Consider the following 16,937-nt stretch of genomic DNA (forward strand, 5'->3'; position numbering starts at 1 on the left):
GTTCACTTCCAAGTTAGCGCCGCTACGTAAATCTTCCCTACCTTGGGATATTTACGCAAAACAGCGCAGGCCGCGTCCATCGACGCCCCGCTATCAAACAGATCATCTACAACCAAAACATTCCAGCGCCCATCCGTGGTGATTTCGTCATTGACGCTGAAACTGTCTCCAATCGCAGCAACCTTGTCTGCTTTGGAGTGCAAATCCTTGAGCGATTTTCCAGTGGCCGCTTTCCGAAGCAAATCAGAGAAAACCGGCAGCCCAGTAATTTGTCCCAACGCCAGGGCAACCTCGGTTACCGGTTGTCGCTGACGAATATTTGAAGCAGGCATAGGTACTACAAATCCGACCTGATCCAGTTTTGGGAACACATTTGTCGCTACCGCTTGGGCGAGTGGGTCGACCTGAGTCCAATCCTTCTGGTATTTGAGCTGGTAGGTCGCTTCGCCGATCTCGGTGCGCTGGTTATCGAAGCATGGATGCCCGCGATCATCGTTGCCAAGAAAGGTACTACTTACCATGTGTTTGTCCAGCACCCAGCCCTGATCCCAAGGTCCATCGATCTGTTTGAGGGATACCTTCATTGAATTCTCCAGTATTCATAACAATCTTTTGAGCCCTGAAACCAAGGGCCGAGCATCTGTAGCGATGCGCGAGATTCAAACAAATAGCGGAAAAAACACTGGTTAGGGGTCGTTTCACTGGCGCCAGTGCAAAAACAGGCATCTCCTACAGACGCAGCCCTCCTGAAAAAGCTCCGTTTCCTACAGTTAGTGTCGATAGCGCAGACTTGGCGCGGAGAGCATCCGGGAGATAGTCTTCTTTCCGGCTGTGAAATCAGCAGCCCGGTGTCGAAGCCGGAACAAAATCAACATGGCGCAACCGCGCTCATTTGAGTGGCGGCTCTATTCTGAATATTGGAGTCGACAAATGCCTAAACAAATCAAAAACACCTCTGAAAACTTTCCTCACTTCACCCCCACCGTCTTCACGCGCCACAACCGCTTCCTCCACGCCTTCATGCAAGACCACGAAGCCTGGTTCTGCGTTCAGGATCTAGGTCGCCTGATGGGCTATCCGCTAAACGAACGCCTCACCCTGAAACTCGATCCCGATCAGCGCCGCCATGTCCTCCTGCGTCGGGATGGCGAAATTATCGATTGCGCGATGGTCAGCGAATCCGGCCTGTTCGCACTGCTCGTTCATCACTTCGTTCCGGAAAACCGCAACCTGCGCCAATGGCTGAGCCATGAAGTGATTCCGATGTTGCGCGAAACCAGCGCGGTATCTCTGGAGAACTGCCCGAGCCTGAGTTCGGTGAACTGGGCTGGCGTCACTGTGCCGCTGCTGCACTGGCAGCAACAGGCGTGGGTCAAATGGCGTGACGTGCCGGAGTTGATGCACGGCCAGCAGCCGTATCCGGTGCTCGGAACCTGTAGCTGAAGCCCATCTAACAAAAAACCTGTGGCGAGGGAGCTTGTCGAATCGTCGCACCGTCCCACTGGGTCGCGCAGCGGCCCCTCTACAAAAAGCAGGGGACTGCTGCGCAGTCCAGCGGGACGGTGCGACGATTCGACAAGCTCCCTCGCCACACTCTTACGCGCCGTTAAAACCGCGAAACACTGCGCATCGCATCCACCAGATACCGCATCGCTATCCGGTCACTCTCCGACAACTCGCGATAACGCTCCACCAGCTTCAGCTCTTCAGAACTCAATCGACGTCTTCTGCGCCCGCTGCCGAGGCAGGGAAAGATGCCGAGCATTTCGGCGATGCCTTGAATTTTTGCCATGGACGATGTCCTTCTCTGATACTTCGAAGAATTGCTTGATCACCACATCGCCCTGCCCCTTACAGCAGCGCCTGTGCCCTGCCGGTCGCGCCGGCCATGCCCATAGAATAGAAATTTAATCGGCGCTGAAAAGCGGTTTTTAGAGTAATTAGTCGAGAAAAGCAGATATGCCCTGTAAATCAGAAAGTGCCGTCAGACATTTAACCGACATGTCTTGTTTCATTGACACTCTGTCACCGTGTATCAACGAATTTTGCTCGGCGAGCGAACCGTTTAAGCTAGCCGGCATCTGTTTATAGTCCGTTGCGTTTGGCCGAAGGCTTGTCCGAACCGTAATTTCTGATCCAGCACGTGCCAGGAACGGCGCGGGATTGCTCACGACAGGTTGTATTTATGCACCGCAGGAATTTGCTCAAAGCGTCGATGGCCATTGCGGCTTACACCGGTCTCTCCGCTTCCGGCCTGCTGGCCGCCCGGGCCTGGGCCGCCAATGGTGGCGCCGCCGATGGTGAAGCGCAGGCCTTCGACTTCGAAGCGCTCAAGCGTCAGGCCAAGCAACTGGCCGGCTCGGCCTATCAGGACACTAAACAGGTGCTGCCGCCGACTCTGGCGACCATGACCCCGCAGAACTTCAACGCGATCCGCTACGACGGCGATCATTCGCTGTGGAAGGAAAACAAGGGTCAGCTGGACGTGCAGTTCTTCCATGTCGGCATGGGTTTCCGCCAGCCGGTGCGCATGTACAGCGTCGATCCCAAGACCCGCACGGCCCGCGAAGTCCACTTCCGCCCGACGCTGTTCAACTACGAGAACACCTCGGTCGATACCCAGCAGCTCAAGGGTGACCTGGGCTTTGCCGGCTTCAAGCTGTTCAAGGCGCCGGAGCTGGATCGCCATGACGTGGTGTCATTCCTCGGCGCCAGCTATTTCCGCGCGGTGGATGCCACTGGCCAATATGGCCTCTCCGCTCGCGGCCTGGCCGTCGACACCTACGCGAAAAAGCGCGAAGAATTCCCTGACTTCACCAAGTTCTGGTTCGAGACTCCGGAGCAGAACGCCACCCGTTTCGTGGTCTACGCCCTGCTCGACTCGCCGAGCGCCACCGGTGCCTACCGCTTCGACATCGATTGCCAGGCCGAGCGCGTGGTGATGGAGATCGACGCCCACATCAATGCGCGTACCGCCATCGAACAACTGGGCATCGCGCCGATGACCAGCATGTTCAGCTGCGGCACCCACGAACGCCGCATGTGCGACACCATCCACCCGCAAATCCACGACTCGGATCGCCTGGCGATGTGGCGTGGCAACGGTGAGTGGATCTGCCGCCCGCTGAACAACCCGGCGACCCTGCAGTTCAACGCGTTCGCCGACACCGATCCGAAAGGCTTCGGACTGGTGCAGACCGATCACGAATTCGCCAACTATCAGGACACCGTCGACTGGTACAGCAAGCGCCCTAGCCTGTGGGTCGAACCGACCACCGCGTGGGGCGAAGGCTCTATCGATCTGCTGGAAATTCCAACCACCGGCGAAACCCTCGACAACATCGTCGCGTTCTGGACGCCGAAGAAACCGGTGGCCGCTGGCGACTCGCTGAACTACGGCTACAAACTCTACTGGAGCGCCCTACCGCCAGTCGGCACACCGCTGGCGCGAGTGCATGCGACCCGTTCGGGCATGGGTGGCTTCGTCGAAGGCTGGGCACCGGGCGAGCATTACCCGCCGGTCTGGGCGCGACGTTTTGCCGTGGACTTTACCGGTGGCGGCCTGGATCGCCTGCCGCAGGGCACCGGGATCGAACCGGTGGTCACTTGCTCCAACGGCAAGGTGCAAGACTTCAGCGTGCTGGTGCTCGATGACATCAAGGGCTACCGGATCCTGTTCGACTGGTACCCGACCAGCGACAGTGTCGAGCCGGTGGAACTGCGCCTGTTCATCCGCACCAATGACCGCACGTTGAGCGAGACCTGGTTGTACCAGTACTTCCCGCCGGCGCCGGACAAGCGCAAGTATCCTTGAAGGTTGTCTAGCGTCTGATCGGACCTCATCGCTGGCAAGCCAGCTCCCACAAGTTCGGCGCCGTCCACAAATTTCGTGATCGACACCGACCATTGTGGGAGCTGGCTTGCCAGCGATGGCGTCCGTCAGGCCAGCGGCAAATACAAATGGATATCGCAGGGTTCCAGAGCGAATAAATCCGGATCCGCCTGATCAACCAGCCGGCACCCCTGACGCTGATAAAACTCCACGGTATTACGCGATTCAGTCGCTGAAACATACAACGCCTCGGCACCGAATCGCCGCCCCTGCTCGCAGGCCAGCGCAAACAACTTCACTCCCAGCCCCTGCCCCCGATAGTCGCGGCTGATGTGCAGAAACTTCATCTGCCGCATGCTCAGCCCCTGATTGTGCATAACCCGGTTATCCACAACGACCGCCGCGACCAGCGCCTGCCCATCGAAAACCCCGTATAACCAGCCACCGCGCCGCAAGCACTGCGCCAGCGTCAGCGCATTCTCTTCGGCTTCGCCTTCCGGCCAGCCACGCATGTCGAAATGCACCGGATACAGAATCAATTCACCGTTTTCCAGCCGATAGCACTCCTCCACCAGCTCGCTGCGGTCGATCTGTGCCAGCAATGGCAAGTCGTGTTCGCTCAGTTCTCGTTCGCTCAACATGGCAGTCTTCCCTGATATCCGCGAACGGCAGGCAAGAAAAAACCCGCCGGTTCAATGGCGGGTTTTATAGACGTTGCGCCGGTTTGAAATCAATCGCGCAGATCAGACTCGTGAATCGGCTGATCACGATGAGTCGCACGCTGATACTGCGCCGGCCACACCGCTTTGCGCCCACCCAGATCATCGTCGGCATGCAGCGGCCAGTACGGGTCACGCAGCAGCTCCCGGGCAAGGAAGATGATGTCGGCCTGACAGGTGCGCAGAATGTGCTCGGCCTGCGCCGGCTCGGTAATCATGCCGACGGTGCCGGTGGCGATGCCTGATTCCTTGCGTACCCGTTCGGCAAAGCGCGTCTGATAGCCCGGCCCCACGGGAATCTCGGCGTTGGCCGCCGTGCCGCCGGACGACACATCGATCAGATCCGCCCCCAGCGCCTTGAGGCGGCGCGCCAGCTCCACGGTTTCATCCGGGTTCCAGCCGTCTTCCACCCAATCGGTGGCCGACACCCGGACAAACACCGGCAACTCTTGCGGCCAGACCTCGCGCACGGCCTCGGTGACTTGCAAGACCAGCCGAATACGGTTTTCGAACGAACCACCGTATTGATCGCGGCGCTGATTGCTCAGCGGCGACAGAAACTGATGCAGCAGATAACCGTGGGCGGCATGCACCTCGACCACGCTGAAACCTGCGGTCAGTGCGCGTTTGGCCGCAGCAACGAAGGCCTGGATGACTTCGGCGATCTGCCCTTCATCCAGCTGTTTCGGTTGCGTGTGCTGCGGGTCGAAGGCAATCGGTGACGGGCCGACTGGGGTCCAGCCGCCATCCTCCGGTTTGACGCTGCCATGTTTGCCGATCCATGGCCGATGGGTGCTGGCCTTGCGCCCGGCGTGGGCCAGTTGAATGCCAGCAACCGCGCCCTGAGCGGTGATGAAGCGGGTGATGCGTTGCAGCGGTTCGATCTGTTCGTCGTTCCATAAACCGAGGTCTTCGGCGGTGATGCGCCCGTCGGCGGTGACCGCTGTGGCTTCGGTGAAAATCAGGCCGGCACCGCCCACTGCGCGGCTGCCCAGGTGCACCAGATGCCAGTCGTTGGCCAGACCGTCGACGCTGGAGTACTGGCACATCGGCGAGACGGCGATGCGATTGGGCAGGGTCAGTTGGCGAAGGGTAAAGGGTTCGAGCAGCAGACTCATGGGGCACCTCTCAAATCAGTGGGCAGGCTCCAGGGTTCTGTTTGAAAAGTCGACGAGTGACAGGAAAAGGTGCAGCACCCGCCCCCGCGGGCAAAAAATTCGACAAGACGTCACAAGGCCAATCAAGCAGTGCTTAGAGCCTAGTCGACAACCGGGGATGAGGGAGGGTTCAAGACGTTTTCCATAAGTGCCACCGAACCTGTGGCGAGGGAGCTTGCTCCCGCTCGGCTGCGCAGCAGTCGTAAAACCCTGCACTGTGATTTTCCGGTAGCAACCCGTTTGCAGGGTCTGGGGCCGCTTCGCAGCCCAGCGGGACGGTGCGACGACTCGACAAGCTCCCTCGCCACAAAAGCCCTCAGGGGGTCAGCGCGGTTCGATGTGGGCAATCATCAGTTGCACCGTCTCGTTGCCCCGAAACTCGTTGACGTCGAGCTTGTAGGCCAGCTCGACCCACTGAATGGTCGGATTCGGCCACACATCGCGGTCGATACCGAAGGCAATACCGTCGAGCTTCACCGACCCGCACTCGCTTTTCAGCACCACTTTGAGGTGCCGCTCGCCGACCACCCGTTGCTCGACCAACTGGAACACGCCATGGAACAGCGGCTCCGGGAAGTGCTGGCCCCAAGGCCCGGCATGGCGCAGGGCGCGAGCCAGTTCCAGATGGAACTCCTCGACCGCCAGCGTGCCGTCCGAGAGCATGCGCCCGGTCAGGTCTTCTTCGCGAAGTTGCCGACGCACCTCAGCGTCAAAAGCCTCGGCGAACAGCGGAAAATTCTCTTGCGGCAAGGTCAGGCCGGCCGCCATCGCGTGACCACCGTACTTGGCAATCAGGTTCGGATGCTGCGCCGCCACCACGCTCAGGGCATCGCGAATATGGAAACCCTGCACCGAACGCCCCGAGCCCTTGAGCAGGCCATCACCGGCATCGGCGAAAGCAATGGTCGGGCGGAAATAGCGCTCTTTCATCCGCGAGGCAAGAATGCCGATCACCCCTTGGTGCCATTCGGGATCGAACAGGCACAGGCCGAACGGCATCGACTCCACCGGCAAATCCTTGAGCTGGGCCAGCGCCTCGCGCTGCATGCCCTGCTCGATGGATTTGCGGTCCTGGTTCATGCCGTCCAGTTGCGCGGCCATTTCCCGCGCCAGATTGGCGTCGGAGGTGAGCAGGCATTCGATACCCAGGCTCATGTCGTCCAGGCGCCCCGCCGCGTTCAGGCGCGGGCCAACAATAAAGCCCAGATCCGTGGAGGTAGTCCGCGCCGCGTCACGCTTGGCGACTTCGAGAATCGCCTTGATCCCCGGCCGTGCGCGCCCGGCGCGAATCCGCTCGAGGCCCTGATGCACCAGAATCCGGTTGTTGGCGTCCAGCGGCACCACGTCGGCGACGCTGCCCAGCGCCACCAGATCCAGCAGTTCGCCGATGTTCGGCTGCGACTTGCTCTCGTACCAGCCGAGATTGCGCAGGCGCGCGCGCAAGGCCATCAACACGTAGAAAATCACCCCGACCCCGGCCAGCGCCTTGCTCGGAAACTCGCAACCGGGCTGGTTCGGATTGACCAGCGCATCGGCCAGCGGCAGTTCATCACCGGGCAAGTGGTGGTCGGTGATCAAGACTTTCAGCCCTGCGCGCTTGGCGGCGGCCACGCCTTCGACGCTGGAGATGCCGTTGTCGACGGTGATCAGCAACTGCGGCTCGCGGGTCAGGGCGACTTCGACGATTTCCGGGGTCAGGCCATAGCCGTATTCGAAGCGGTTCGGCACCAGATAATCGACATGCGCCGCGCCCAGCAGACGCAAGCCGAGCACGCCGACCGTACTGGCCGTCGCGCCATCGGCGTCAAAGTCGCCGACGATCAGAATCCGTTGACGCTGCTCCAGTGCCGTCACCAGCAGATCCACCGCCGCCTCAATGCCCTTGAGCTGCTGAAACGGAATCAGCCGCGCCAGACTTTTATCCAGCTCCGATTCGGACTGCACACCCCGCGCCGCGTACAAACGGGTCAGCAAAGGTGGCAGGTCACCGAGAAACGGCAGCGTGGCAGGCAACGGGCGAGGATCAATACGCATGGGCTAACGGAAACTTCTCTTAAGTACGTGGGATTAATCAGCGGACGGCGCGGGATCAGCCGCGCTCGCCTGCCAGCCATTCCAGTTGGACTTCGTGCTGACCGCGGTCGTCGGTGACGAAGATCGTGCCTTCGCTGATCATCACGTCCCACTTGATGACACGCGGCATGTCCTTGGCCAGGGTTTCCAGCACTTCCTGCGGCACGGCGGCGATACTGACGTTTTTCAGGTTCTTGGCTACCGGTACGACTTTGCCTTCCCATACACGCAGGCTGCCATAGGCCAGCAGGCTGGTGCGTTCGGTGCGACGCGAGCACCAGGTCAGGCGATCGGCGTCCGGCTGGCCGACTTCGATCCAGTGCAGCACGCGGTCATCCAGGCTTTTTTCCCACAGTGCAGGTTCATCCACATCCGACAGACCACGGCCGAACGACAGCAGTTCGTTGTACCAGAGGGCGTAGGCCAGCAGCCGCACGGTCATGCGTTCTTCGGTTTCCGAAGGGTGACGGGCGATGGTCTGCTTGACGCTCTCGTAGACGCCACGGTCGAGGTCGGTGAGGTTCAGTTCGAATTTGTAGGTGGTAGACGGCTGGGCCATGAACGGGCTTCTTGATACGAGGAAAGTCGGCAAGTCTAACCGATGCGGTAGGCAATCATCGAATTGATGGCGATCAACCTGCGGCGTCTGACAGCCGGCTATGTTAAAACGCTGTATCCGCTCAGCCTTGTCCTACAGGATTCAGTATGCCGTTCGCCAACAAACCGCTCAGCGGTGTGAAAGTCATTGAATTGGGTACGTTGATTGCCGGGCCGTTTGCCTCGCGCATTTGCGGCGAGTTCGGCGCCGAAGTGATCAAGATCGAATCGCCCGACGGCGGTGATCCGCTGCGCAAGTGGCGCAAATTGTATGAAGGCACCTCGCTGTGGTGGTTCGTCCAGGCGCGCAACAAGAAGTCGCTGACCCTGAACCTCAAGCATCCGGAAGGTCTGGCGATCCTGAAAAAACTGCTGGGCGAAGCCGACATCCTGATCGAAAACTTTCGCCCCGGCGTGCTGGAAAAACTCGGGCTGAGCTGGGAAACCCTGCACGCGCTGAATCCGAAACTGGTGATGGTGCGCCTCTCGGGCTTCGGCCAGACCGGGCCGATGAAAGATCAACCGGGCTTCGGTGCGGTCGGCGAATCCATGGGCGGCTTGCGCTACATCACCGGTTTCGACGACCGGCCACCGGTGCGCACCGGGATCTCCATCGGTGACTCGATTGCCGCGCTGTGGGGCGTGATCGGTGCGTTGATGGCGCTGCGTCATCGTGAGGTCAACGGTGGTCTCGGCCAAGTCGTCGATGTCGCGTTGTACGAGGCGATTTTCGCCATGATGGAAAGCATGGTGCCGGAGTTCGACGTGTTCGGTTTCATCCGCGAGCGCACCGGCAACATCATGCCAGGCATCACGCCGTCATCGATCCACACCAGCGCCGACGGCAAGCACGTGCAGATCGGCGCCAATGGTGACGCGATCTTCAAGCGCTTCATGCTGATCATCGGCCGCGAGGATCTGGCCAACGACCCGACGCTGGCCAGTAATGACGGGCGCGACATTCGCCGTGACGAGTTGTACGGCGTGATCGACCGCTGGGTCAATTCACTGCCGCTGCAAAGCGTGCTCGACCTGCTCAATCAGGCGGAAGTGCCGGCCAGCCGGATCTTCAGTGCCGAGGACATGTTCAGCGATCCGCAGTACCTCGCCCGGGAAATGTTCCTGCAGGCGAAACTGCCGGACGGCAAGCCTTTCAAGATGCCGGGCATCGTGCCGAAACTCTCCGAGACACCGGGCACTTCCGAATGGGTCGGGCCGCAACTCGGTGAACACAATGCGCAGGTACTGCACGATCTTGGCTACGACGAACAGCAGATCGCCCGCTTGCGCGCAGACGGAGCTATTTAAGCTGAAACATTGGCAGACATCGGCCGCCAACCGCGCTCACCATTGGTGGACGTGGCGGCTGTTCGGCCTGTTGTTTCTGCTCGTCCTGCCCACTTGGGCGCAAGCGAAACCCACGCTGGTCTGGCTGTTGCGCGACCTGCCGCCCCTGACCATCTTCGAAGGCCCGAAAAAGGGCCAGGGCGTGATCGATCAACTGCTGCCGATGCTGATCGCCGGCATGCCGCAATACGAACACACGCTGATGCGGGTCAATCGCGCCCGTGGCATGCAGATGCTGCACGAGCCGTCCTTCACTTGCGACCCCTCGCTGATCTGGAGCAAGGAGCGTACACAATGGATCGCCTTCTCTATCCCGGCGTTTCGCGCTGTCAGTAATGGTCTGGTGGTGCGTCAGAAAGATCGCAACGTACTGGCGCCGTTCCTGATCGACGGTGAAGTCGATCTGACGGCATTTCTGGCCAACGGCGAAACCAAGGTCGGAGTGGTCGCCGAGCGCAGTTACGGCGAGTATCTCGACACGCTACTCAAGCAGGCCCCGGACGGTGCGCTGACGCCGCATTATGGCAACGACGCCCTTAGCAGCCTGCTGTCGATGCAACGCCTGGGGCGTCTGCAAGTAGTGTTGGGTTACTGGCCGGAGATCCGCTATCAGGCGCAGCAGGCGCAAATTGCCGAAGATGAATTGGTGTTCTACCCGATTCGCGGCACCGGCAAGTATCTGTCTGGCTATGTCGGATGTTCCGATACGCCCCAGGGCCGTCAGGCGATCAGCGAGATCAACCAACTGCTGCGTACCCTGCCCCATGAGCAAATGAACCAGTCGTACGCCGACTGGCTGGACCCCGAAATGCGCACGGATTACCTGCAACAGGCGCGGATTTTTTTCGAGCAGCAAGCCGCACCATAAAACCTGCGGGCAAAAAGAAACCCCGAGAAGTGGGGAGACGACTCGGGGTTAAACGCGGTCTACATAAAGACCCGTAGCAGCAAGCGACAAGCACCGGAGCACAATGCTTGATCCTGCTGTTATGGGGTCTGACTGACGGGGATGCAGGAAGGTTCCCACAAAAAATATTTCATCTTCACAATGCTGCACGCTTATCGAGTGCCGCGTTGCGCAAGGCCGCGATCACACAGGGTTCCAGTCGCCCCTCGGCGATCAGGACGTCGCGGTGCAAACCGTCGACCACATCGGTCAGCAGGCGCTTGTCGCTCAACTGCGCCTGATTGAATTCGCGCTCCACCACGAGGGCGCCGCTGCTGTTCCTCAAGGTCACCAGGCACTCGCCATGGGCACCGCGGGGGGTCAACGTCACCTGATACGGGCTCAGAGCCTCACCGAGCAATAGACTGATACTTTCCATCTCGATCTCCACTCAATAGTCCGAAAACATTGTGCCTGGGGCGTGTTCACCATAAATGACCACCGGCCCGAGAAGAAAGTTCTGAATACCGCGCTGCTCCCGGAGCAGTGAGCGGTCTGTCAGAGCATGCACGGTGAAGATGACAGAAACATAACCGTCGGCTCAAGCTCGCGCCGGCTGGGCTGCCGCTTGCAGGTAGGTGTCCAGCAGCCCGCGCATCAGCACTGCCGAGACCGGCGTCTGCAGGCGCCCCAGCAGCGTCAACGCCTGCTCGTGCAGCAGGCTTTCGAGATCGCTCAGCAGACCCGGTGCTACTCGCCCCAGCAGAATGAGCGCGCTGGCCTGCCGTTCGGTCGCCAGATGGCGGATCAGCGCCAGGCCTTCTCCGCCTTTCAGCTGCGGATCGCAGATCGCGATGTCGACCCGGGTGCGCCGCTCCAGCGAGCTGCGTGCCGAGGCCAGCGATGGTGCCGTGAGTACGTCATAAATACCGACCGCGTTGAGCATCTGGTGCAACGCCATCATTCGATAAGGATCAGGTTCGAGAATCAGGACTTTGAGCGAGCGCATGGGCGACCTCGGAAACGGCAATCGCGGACGCGTCCGCAGTTGCTGCCCACTTTAGGGCAGCCTCCTTCAGTCCCCCATCGGAAAAAGAGGCGCGTGACATAGGAAATTTCCCTATATCGATGCGGACACTATCCCGCCGCCGCATCACGCTGGGTGATATCCGTCCAGCCCCCGAGCAGACCGCGCAATTCCCCATTGGCGCTGTAGAACGGGACGGTCCACTGGTAGATTTCCCGATTGCCATCGCTGAATTGCAAACGGCGTCGGCTGAAGCGGGTCCTGCGTGTTCTCAACTGAATCATGAACTCAGCATGCAGCATGTCGGCGGTGGCTCGCGGCAGCGCATCGACATCGATCAAGCGGCATCCCTGCACCTGTTCAAAACGGAGCGACAACGCCTCTTCATAACTTTTGTTGCACAGGATCAGGCGCCCTTCCAAGTCACGGACAAATACCGGATCAGGCATGGCATCAATCAATGCGCGCTGGAAGACCAACTGATCGCCGAGTTCGCCTTGCACGTCCCGATGCTGTTTGATCACGGCCGCCATGCGCCGATTCCATAACAGCGACATCACACAAAAGCCGCCCACCAAAACCATCCCCCAGCAGCTTGAGCGGAGCCAGTGCTGCCAACCGGCGGCGGCCGGTTTCGGCCCGATGCCGCCCAGCCATTTCAGGCGAATGGCCCGCAGTTCGGAGGCCGGGAACGCTTCGAGCGCCTTGTTCAGAATGCTCAGTAATTGCGGCTGGCCTCTGCGCACCGCCAAAAGATCGGCTTCCCATTTGCCTTCCAGCAGTTCGCCGACCTGGAGCAGGCCTGAGGGATAGAGCTGCGCACCGATTTCATTTTCGATGGTGGCATAGGCCTCACCGCTTTCGACCAGCGCCCGCGCCTCGGCATAGGTTTTCACCGAACGTAATTCGATGGACGGATAATCGCGTCGGATCACCCCCTCCAGCGCATGCCGACCCGGCAATACCAGTACCCGTTTGGCCAACTGCTCCAGCGATTGCACCCCCGGCTCGCCGGCGCGGCCGACAAATACCCAGCCGGCACCGCCAAAGGCATGACTGAAATCCAGACTCAATCGGCGCTCATCATTCATCGCCAGGGTCGTGCTCATATCGGCGGCACCGGTCTCCAGGCGCTCGAGCATTTGCGCGGTGGAAAACGACTCGCGGTAAACGAATTGCAACCCGGTCATGGCACTGATGCGTTTGAGCACATCGTTGTTCAAGCCGCTCCAATGACCATGCTCATCCAGAAACAGGTACAACGGGTACTGCTCCGCCGCCACGATCACCGTCGGGTTATCGCGAACCCATTGCCGCTCGGCTTCATTCAGCACGACGGTGCCGATGTTCAACTGCTCTTCATCATGCGCCAGATGCGCCGCAACGCCCACGCGCCAGCCAACCAACAGGCACAGCAGAAAAACCCGCTTCAGGGCGTGTTTCCATCCTCTTTCAAACAGCATTGCCACTTCCTTCGAGATCGACTCACCCGTCCTTCATGGGCGAAAACCCGAGCAGTGTGGCAGCACAAACAAAAAAGCCCGTCAGGAGACGGGCTTCAAAATGTGACAGCTTTTTCGGCTTACAGCGGCTTGCCGCGGTTGCCATGCTGGCTGACAAAGGCCTGTACGGCTTTCAGCTCGTTTGGCAGAACGGTGCAGCGCTCGTTTCGCTCAAACAAATCAGAAAGATGTGCAGGCAGTTCGAGAGCTTTTCCTACACCCGCTTTCTCCACGGCATCCGGGAATTTCACCGGATGCGCAGTGCCCAGGATCACCATTGGGATGTCCAGGCTGCGACGGCATTCGCGGGCAGCACGCACGCCAATGGCGGTGTGCGGGTCGAGCACTTCGCCGCACTGCGCGTAGACTTCGGCGATGGTTTCGCAGGTTTGTGCATCGTCCACGGCCAGCGAGTCGAACAGCTTGCGGGCTTCGGTCCAGCGCTCTTGCTCGACGCTGAAACCACCGCCCTGCTTGAACGAATCCATCAAACCGGCGATCGCCGCACCGTTGCGACCGTGCAGGTCGAACAGCAGGCGTTCGAAGTTCGACGAGACCATGATGTCCATCGACGGCGACAGCGTGGCGTGCAGGGTTTCCTTGACATACTGGTTGCCGCTCATGAAGCGGTGCAGGATGTCGTTGCGGTTGGTCGCGACGATCAACTGGTTGATCGGCAGGCCCATGTTGCGCGCCAGATAACCGGCGAAGATGTCGCCGAAGTTGCCGGTCGGTACCGAGAACGCCACCGAACGCGCCGGGCCGCCCAACTGCAGGGCTGCGTGGAAGTAGTAGACGATCTGGGCCATGATCCGCGCCCAGTTGATCGAGTTCACCGCTACCAGGCGCGTGCCCTTGAGGAAGCTCTGGTCGGCGAAGCTGTTCTTGACCATTTCCTGGCAGTCATCGAAGTTGCCTTCGATGGCGATGTTGTGGATGTTCTCGCCGACAATCGTCGTCATCTGCCGACGCTGCACTTCGGACACACGGTTGTGCGGGTGCAAGATGAAGATGTCGACGTTTTCGCAGTGCTTGCAGCCTTCGATGGCGGCCGAACCGGTGTCACCCGAGGTGGCACCGACGATGACCACGCGCTCGCCGCGCTTTTCCAGCACGTAGTCGAGCAGACGACCGAGCAGTTGCAGGGCGAAGTCCTTGAACGCCAGGGTCGGGCCGTGGAACAGCTCCAATACCCATTCGTTGCCGTTGAGCTGACGCAGCGGCGCAACGGCGCTGTGCGAGAACACACCGTAGGTTTCTTCGAGGATCTTTTTGAAATCGGCGTCCGGGATGCTGCCGGTGACAAACGGGCGCATCACGCGGAAAGCCAGCTCGTGATACGGCAGGCCGGCCCAGGAAGCGATTTCTTCCTGGGTGAAACGTGGCAGGTTTTCCGGGACGTACAGACCGCCGTCGGTGGCAAGACCTGCCAGCAGGACGTCTTCGAAATTCAGGGCCGGTGCCTGGCCGCGGGTACTGATGTAACGCATGACTGACTCCAATGGAGAGTGTGCACAACAGTGGCCCCTTTCACGGGGCCATTGCAGGCCAACGACTTAGTTCAGGTGCTCGACGCGGATCCGCACAACCGGACCATTCACGCCGGCCAGGGCTTCGAGGGCGGCGATCGCATCGTTGATACGCTGCTCGACCACGCGGTGGGTCAGCAGGATCATCGGCACCAGGCCGTCGTGTTCCTCGACTTCCTTCTGCATGATCGACTCGATGTTGATGCCGCGCTCCGAGAGGATGCTCGCCACCTGAGCCAGTACGCCCGGATGGTCCTTGGCCTGGATGCGCAGGTAGTAGGCGCTTTCGCAGGCTTCGATCGGCAGGATCGGATGCGCTGACAGCGAATCCGGCTGGAAGGCCAGGTGCGGTACGCGGTTTTCCGGATCGGAAGTCATGGCGCGAACCACGTCCACCAGGTCGGCGATCACCGACGAAGCGGTCGGCTCCATGCCGGCACCGGCGCCATAGAACAGCGTCGAACCGGCGGCGTCACCGTTGACCATCACCGCGTTCATCACGCCGTTGACGTTGGCGATCAGACGATCGGCCGGGATCAGCGTCGGGTGCACGCGCAGCTCGATGCCGGCAGCGGTGCTGCGCGCCACACCGAGGTGCTTGATGCGGTAGCCCAGCGCTTCGGCGTAGTTCACGTCAGCGGTGGTCAGCTTGGTGATGCCTTCGGTGTAAGCCTTGTCGAATTGCAGCGGAACGCCGAACGCGATCGACGCCAGAATCGTCAGCTTGTGCGCCGCATCGATGCCTTCGACGTCGAAGGTCGGATCGGCTTCGGCGTAGCCCAGCGCCTGCGCTTCGGCCAGCACGTCTTCGAAGGTGCGACCCTTCTCGCGCATTTCGGTGAGGATGAAGTTACCGGTGCCGTTGATGATCCCGGCGACCCAGTTGATGCGGTTGGCGGACAGGCCTTCACGGATCGCCTTGATCACCGGAATACCACCGGCCACAGCCGCTTCGAACGCCACGATCACGCCTTTCTCGCGTGCCTTGGCGAAAATCTCATTACCGTGAACGGCAATCAGTGCCTTGTTCGCGGTGACCACATGCTTGCCATTCTCGATGGCCTTGAGTACCAGCTCGCGGGCAACGGTGTAGCCGCCCATCAGCTCTATGACGATGTCGATCTCAGGGTTCGTGGCCACTTCGAAGACATCGTTGGTAATCGCAATACCGGTCGTCTGGAACTGAGGCTTTGGCGTGCGCGTGGCAATTTGCGCCACTTCGATCCCACGCCCGGCACGACGAGCAATTTCCTCGGCGTTGCGCTGAAGTACGTTGAAGGTACCGCCACCGACGGTCCCTAACCCACAGATGCCTACTTTGACCGGATTCACTGTGAACTCCCCATGAAACGGCCGACGCAAGGTCGGCCGGAAAACAACCGCGTGTTCGCGGCTCTCTATTAATGGCCCGGCGAAGTTACCGCCGGACCATGATCGTCAAAGGCTGACCGTGACGATGCGAATTACTTGGCGCCCAGCGCCAGTTTGGCGACTTGTGGCGCCGGCTGGTAGCCCGGAATGACTTGTCCGTCGGCCAAAACGATGGCCGGTGTGCCGTTCACGCCGATCGACTGACCCAAAGCGAACTGTTTGGAAACCGGGTTGGCGCACTTGGCGGCCTTGATTTCCTTGCCATCGACCATTTTGTCCATGGCGGCTTTCTTGTCGGTCGAGCACCACACGGCCTGCAGTTGTTCGTCACCCGGCGAGCCGAGGCCCTGACGCGGGAACGCCACGTAGCGCACTTCGATGCCGCGCTTGTTCAGCTCAGGCACTTCGGCGTGCAGCTTGTGGCAGTACGGGCAGGTGGTGTCGGTGAACACGGTGATGTGCGATTTGGTCTCGCCCACCGCCGGATACACCACGGTTTCGGCCACTGGAATGGCATTGATCAGTTTGGAGATGCCCAGGCGTTCGGTCTTCTCGGTCAGGTTGACCGGTTTGCCGTCCTTGAGCTGAAACAGGTAGCCCTGAACGATGTACTGGCCGTCGGCGCTGGCGTACAGCACGCGGCTGCCCTTGAGCTTGACTTCATACATGCCCGGCAACGGGCTGGCACTGATGCTTTCTACCGGAACCTCGAGCTCGAGTTTTTCCAGGCTTTGACGAATGGCTTTGTCGGCCGCGTCATCGGCGACGGCAAAGGTGCTGACCAACGCAATGGCTGCGGCGGCGAAAATCTGGGTCAGACGCATGAGAACTCCTGAAGGCGGACAAATGAAACGGTCAGAACGCCCGTGCCGGAACACCGGGTCATAACCGTCCATC

16 protein-coding genes are annotated in these 16,937 nt (G+C 60.2%); 4 read left to right on the forward strand and 12 right to left on the reverse strand.

The window, feature by feature from the left end:
* Positions 1-2: 2 nt before the first annotated feature.
* Complete coding sequence (locus ACU680_RS08830; protein WP_448179234.1) at positions 3-584, reverse strand: ComF family protein; 582 nt, start codon at positions 582-584, stop codon at positions 3-5.
* 346 nt (positions 585-930) lie between these two features.
* On the opposite strand from ACU680_RS08830, the gene ACU680_RS08835 reads away from it, so the two are divergent.
* Positions 931-1,443, forward strand: a complete 513-nt coding sequence (locus ACU680_RS08835; protein WP_367086221.1) for a BRO-N domain-containing protein — start codon at positions 931-933, stop codon at positions 1,441-1,443.
* Positions 1,444-1,606: 163 nt separating this feature from the next.
* On the opposite strand, the gene ACU680_RS08840 is transcribed toward ACU680_RS08835, so the two are convergent.
* On the reverse strand, positions 1,607-1,792 hold the full coding sequence (locus tag ACU680_RS08840; protein ID WP_003222012.1) for a hypothetical protein: 186 nt from the start codon (positions 1,790-1,792) through the stop codon (positions 1,607-1,609).
* Between the two features lie 393 nt (positions 1,793-2,185).
* Here ACU680_RS08840 and ACU680_RS08845 point away from each other — a divergent pair, with 393 nt between their 5' ends.
* Positions 2,186-3,814 carry a glucan biosynthesis protein D gene (locus ACU680_RS08845; protein ID WP_367083274.1) on the forward strand — a complete coding sequence of 543 codons (1,629 nt, stop codon included), beginning with the start codon at positions 2,186-2,188 and terminating at the stop codon, positions 3,812-3,814.
* A 125-nt stretch (positions 3,815-3,939) separates the two neighbouring features.
* Here the strand turns inward: ACU680_RS08845 and ACU680_RS08850 are convergent, their stop codons facing one another.
* From ACU680_RS08850 to ACU680_RS08865, 4 genes are all read right to left on the reverse strand, one after another.
* Complete coding sequence (locus ACU680_RS08850) at positions 3,940-4,473, reverse strand: GNAT family N-acetyltransferase (RefSeq protein ID WP_448179235.1); 534 nt, start codon at positions 4,471-4,473, stop codon at positions 3,940-3,942.
* An 89-nt stretch (positions 4,474-4,562) separates the two neighbouring features.
* On the reverse strand, positions 4,563-5,669 hold the full coding sequence (locus tag ACU680_RS08855; RefSeq protein WP_134785512.1) for an NADH:flavin oxidoreductase/NADH oxidase: 1,107 nt from the start codon (positions 5,667-5,669) through the stop codon (positions 4,563-4,565).
* Positions 5,670-6,032: 363 nt separating this feature from the next.
* Positions 6,033-7,742, reverse strand: a complete 1,710-nt coding sequence (gene recJ, locus ACU680_RS08860) for a single-stranded-DNA-specific exonuclease RecJ (protein ID WP_448179236.1) — start codon at positions 7,740-7,742, stop codon at positions 6,033-6,035.
* Between the two features lie 55 nt (positions 7,743-7,797).
* Entirely contained in the window at positions 7,798-8,340 is a 543-nt protein-coding gene (locus ACU680_RS08865; protein WP_448179237.1) for a YaeQ family protein, read from the reverse strand.
* A gap of 146 nt (positions 8,341-8,486) precedes the next feature.
* Here ACU680_RS08865 and ACU680_RS08870 point away from each other — a divergent pair, with 146 nt between their 5' ends.
* Together ACU680_RS08870 and ACU680_RS08875 are read left to right on the forward strand one after the other, a co-directional pair.
* A complete protein-coding gene (locus tag ACU680_RS08870; RefSeq protein WP_448179238.1) occupies positions 8,487-9,686 on the forward strand; it encodes a CaiB/BaiF CoA transferase family protein in 1,200 nt (399 codons plus the stop codon).
* Positions 9,613-10,593, forward strand: coding sequence for a TIGR02285 family protein (locus ACU680_RS08875; protein WP_448179239.1), 981 nt, complete (start codon positions 9,613-9,615; stop codon positions 10,591-10,593). Before ACU680_RS08870 ends, ACU680_RS08875 begins: the two co-directional genes overlap by 74 nt.
* A 175-nt stretch (positions 10,594-10,768) precedes the next feature.
* On the opposite strand, the gene ACU680_RS08880 is transcribed toward ACU680_RS08875, so the two are convergent.
* From ACU680_RS08880 to dsbC, 6 genes are all read right to left on the reverse strand, one after another.
* Positions 10,769-11,050: a DUF3509 domain-containing protein gene (locus ACU680_RS08880; protein WP_367083266.1), complete on the reverse strand. Its 282-nt coding sequence runs from the start codon at positions 11,048-11,050 to the stop codon at positions 10,769-10,771.
* A gap of 162 nt (positions 11,051-11,212) precedes the next feature.
* Complete coding sequence (locus ACU680_RS08885) at positions 11,213-11,620, reverse strand: response regulator (RefSeq protein WP_367083264.1); 408 nt, start codon at positions 11,618-11,620, stop codon at positions 11,213-11,215.
* A gap of 128 nt (positions 11,621-11,748) precedes the next feature.
* Positions 11,749-13,101, reverse strand: a complete 1,353-nt coding sequence (locus tag ACU680_RS08890; protein WP_448179240.1) for a transporter substrate-binding domain-containing protein — start codon at positions 13,099-13,101, stop codon at positions 11,749-11,751.
* 119 nt (positions 13,102-13,220) lie between these two features.
* Positions 13,221-14,630, reverse strand: a complete 1,410-nt coding sequence (gene thrC / locus ACU680_RS08895) for a threonine synthase (RefSeq protein ID WP_108181786.1) — start codon at positions 14,628-14,630, stop codon at positions 13,221-13,223.
* A gap of 66 nt (positions 14,631-14,696) precedes the next feature.
* Positions 14,697-16,001 (reverse strand): homoserine dehydrogenase, encoded by a 1,305-nt coding sequence (locus ACU680_RS08900; RefSeq protein WP_448179241.1) that lies wholly within the window; start codon positions 15,999-16,001, stop codon positions 14,697-14,699.
* A 131-nt stretch (positions 16,002-16,132) separates the two neighbouring features.
* Positions 16,133-16,864 (reverse strand): bifunctional protein-disulfide isomerase/oxidoreductase DsbC, encoded by a 732-nt coding sequence (gene dsbC / locus ACU680_RS08905; RefSeq protein WP_007967782.1) that lies wholly within the window; start codon positions 16,862-16,864, stop codon positions 16,133-16,135.
* Positions 16,865-16,937 lie beyond the last annotated feature (73 nt).

It is taken from the genome of Pseudomonas sp. LF020, assembly GCF_053456425.1.

What these genes read in the sequence shown, in the direction of transcription:
- ACU680_RS08830 (WP_448179234.1), bottom strand. Translation starts at nt 584, where the DNA reads ATGAAGGTATCCCTCAAACAGATCGATGGACCTTGGGATCAGGGCTGG.
- ACU680_RS08835 (WP_367086221.1), top strand. Translation starts at nt 931, where the DNA reads ATGCCTAAACAAATCAAAAACACCTCTGAAAACTTTCCTCACTTCACC.
- ACU680_RS08840 (WP_003222012.1), bottom strand. Translation starts at nt 1,792, where the DNA reads ATGGCAAAAATTCAAGGCATCGCCGAAATGCTCGGCATCTTTCCCTGC.
- ACU680_RS08845 (WP_367083274.1), top strand. Translation starts at nt 2,186, where the DNA reads ATGCACCGCAGGAATTTGCTCAAAGCGTCGATGGCCATTGCGGCTTAC.
- ACU680_RS08850 (WP_448179235.1), bottom strand. Translation starts at nt 4,473, where the DNA reads ATGTTGAGCGAACGAGAACTGAGCGAACACGACTTGCCATTGCTGGCA.
- ACU680_RS08855 (WP_134785512.1), bottom strand. Translation starts at nt 5,669, where the DNA reads ATGAGTCTGCTGCTCGAACCCTTTACCCTTCGCCAACTGACCCTGCCC.
- recJ (WP_448179236.1), bottom strand. Translation starts at nt 7,742, where the DNA reads ATGCGTATTGATCCTCGCCCGTTGCCTGCCACGCTGCCGTTTCTCGGT.
- ACU680_RS08865 (WP_448179237.1), bottom strand. Translation starts at nt 8,340, where the DNA reads ATGGCCCAGCCGTCTACCACCTACAAATTCGAACTGAACCTCACCGAC.
- ACU680_RS08870 (WP_448179238.1), top strand. Translation starts at nt 8,487, where the DNA reads ATGCCGTTCGCCAACAAACCGCTCAGCGGTGTGAAAGTCATTGAATTG.
- ACU680_RS08875 (WP_448179239.1), top strand. Translation starts at nt 9,613, where the DNA reads ATGCGCAGGTACTGCACGATCTTGGCTACGACGAACAGCAGATCGCCC.
- ACU680_RS08880 (WP_367083266.1), bottom strand. Translation starts at nt 11,050, where the DNA reads ATGGAAAGTATCAGTCTATTGCTCGGTGAGGCTCTGAGCCCGTATCAG.
- ACU680_RS08885 (WP_367083264.1), bottom strand. Translation starts at nt 11,620, where the DNA reads ATGCGCTCGCTCAAAGTCCTGATTCTCGAACCTGATCCTTATCGAATG.
- ACU680_RS08890 (WP_448179240.1), bottom strand. Translation starts at nt 13,101, where the DNA reads ATGCTGTTTGAAAGAGGATGGAAACACGCCCTGAAGCGGGTTTTTCTG.
- thrC (WP_108181786.1), bottom strand. Translation starts at nt 14,630, where the DNA reads ATGCGTTACATCAGTACCCGCGGCCAGGCACCGGCCCTGAATTTCGAA.
- dsbC (WP_007967782.1), bottom strand. Translation starts at nt 16,864, where the DNA reads ATGCGTCTGACCCAGATTTTCGCCGCCGCAGCCATTGCGTTGGTCAGC.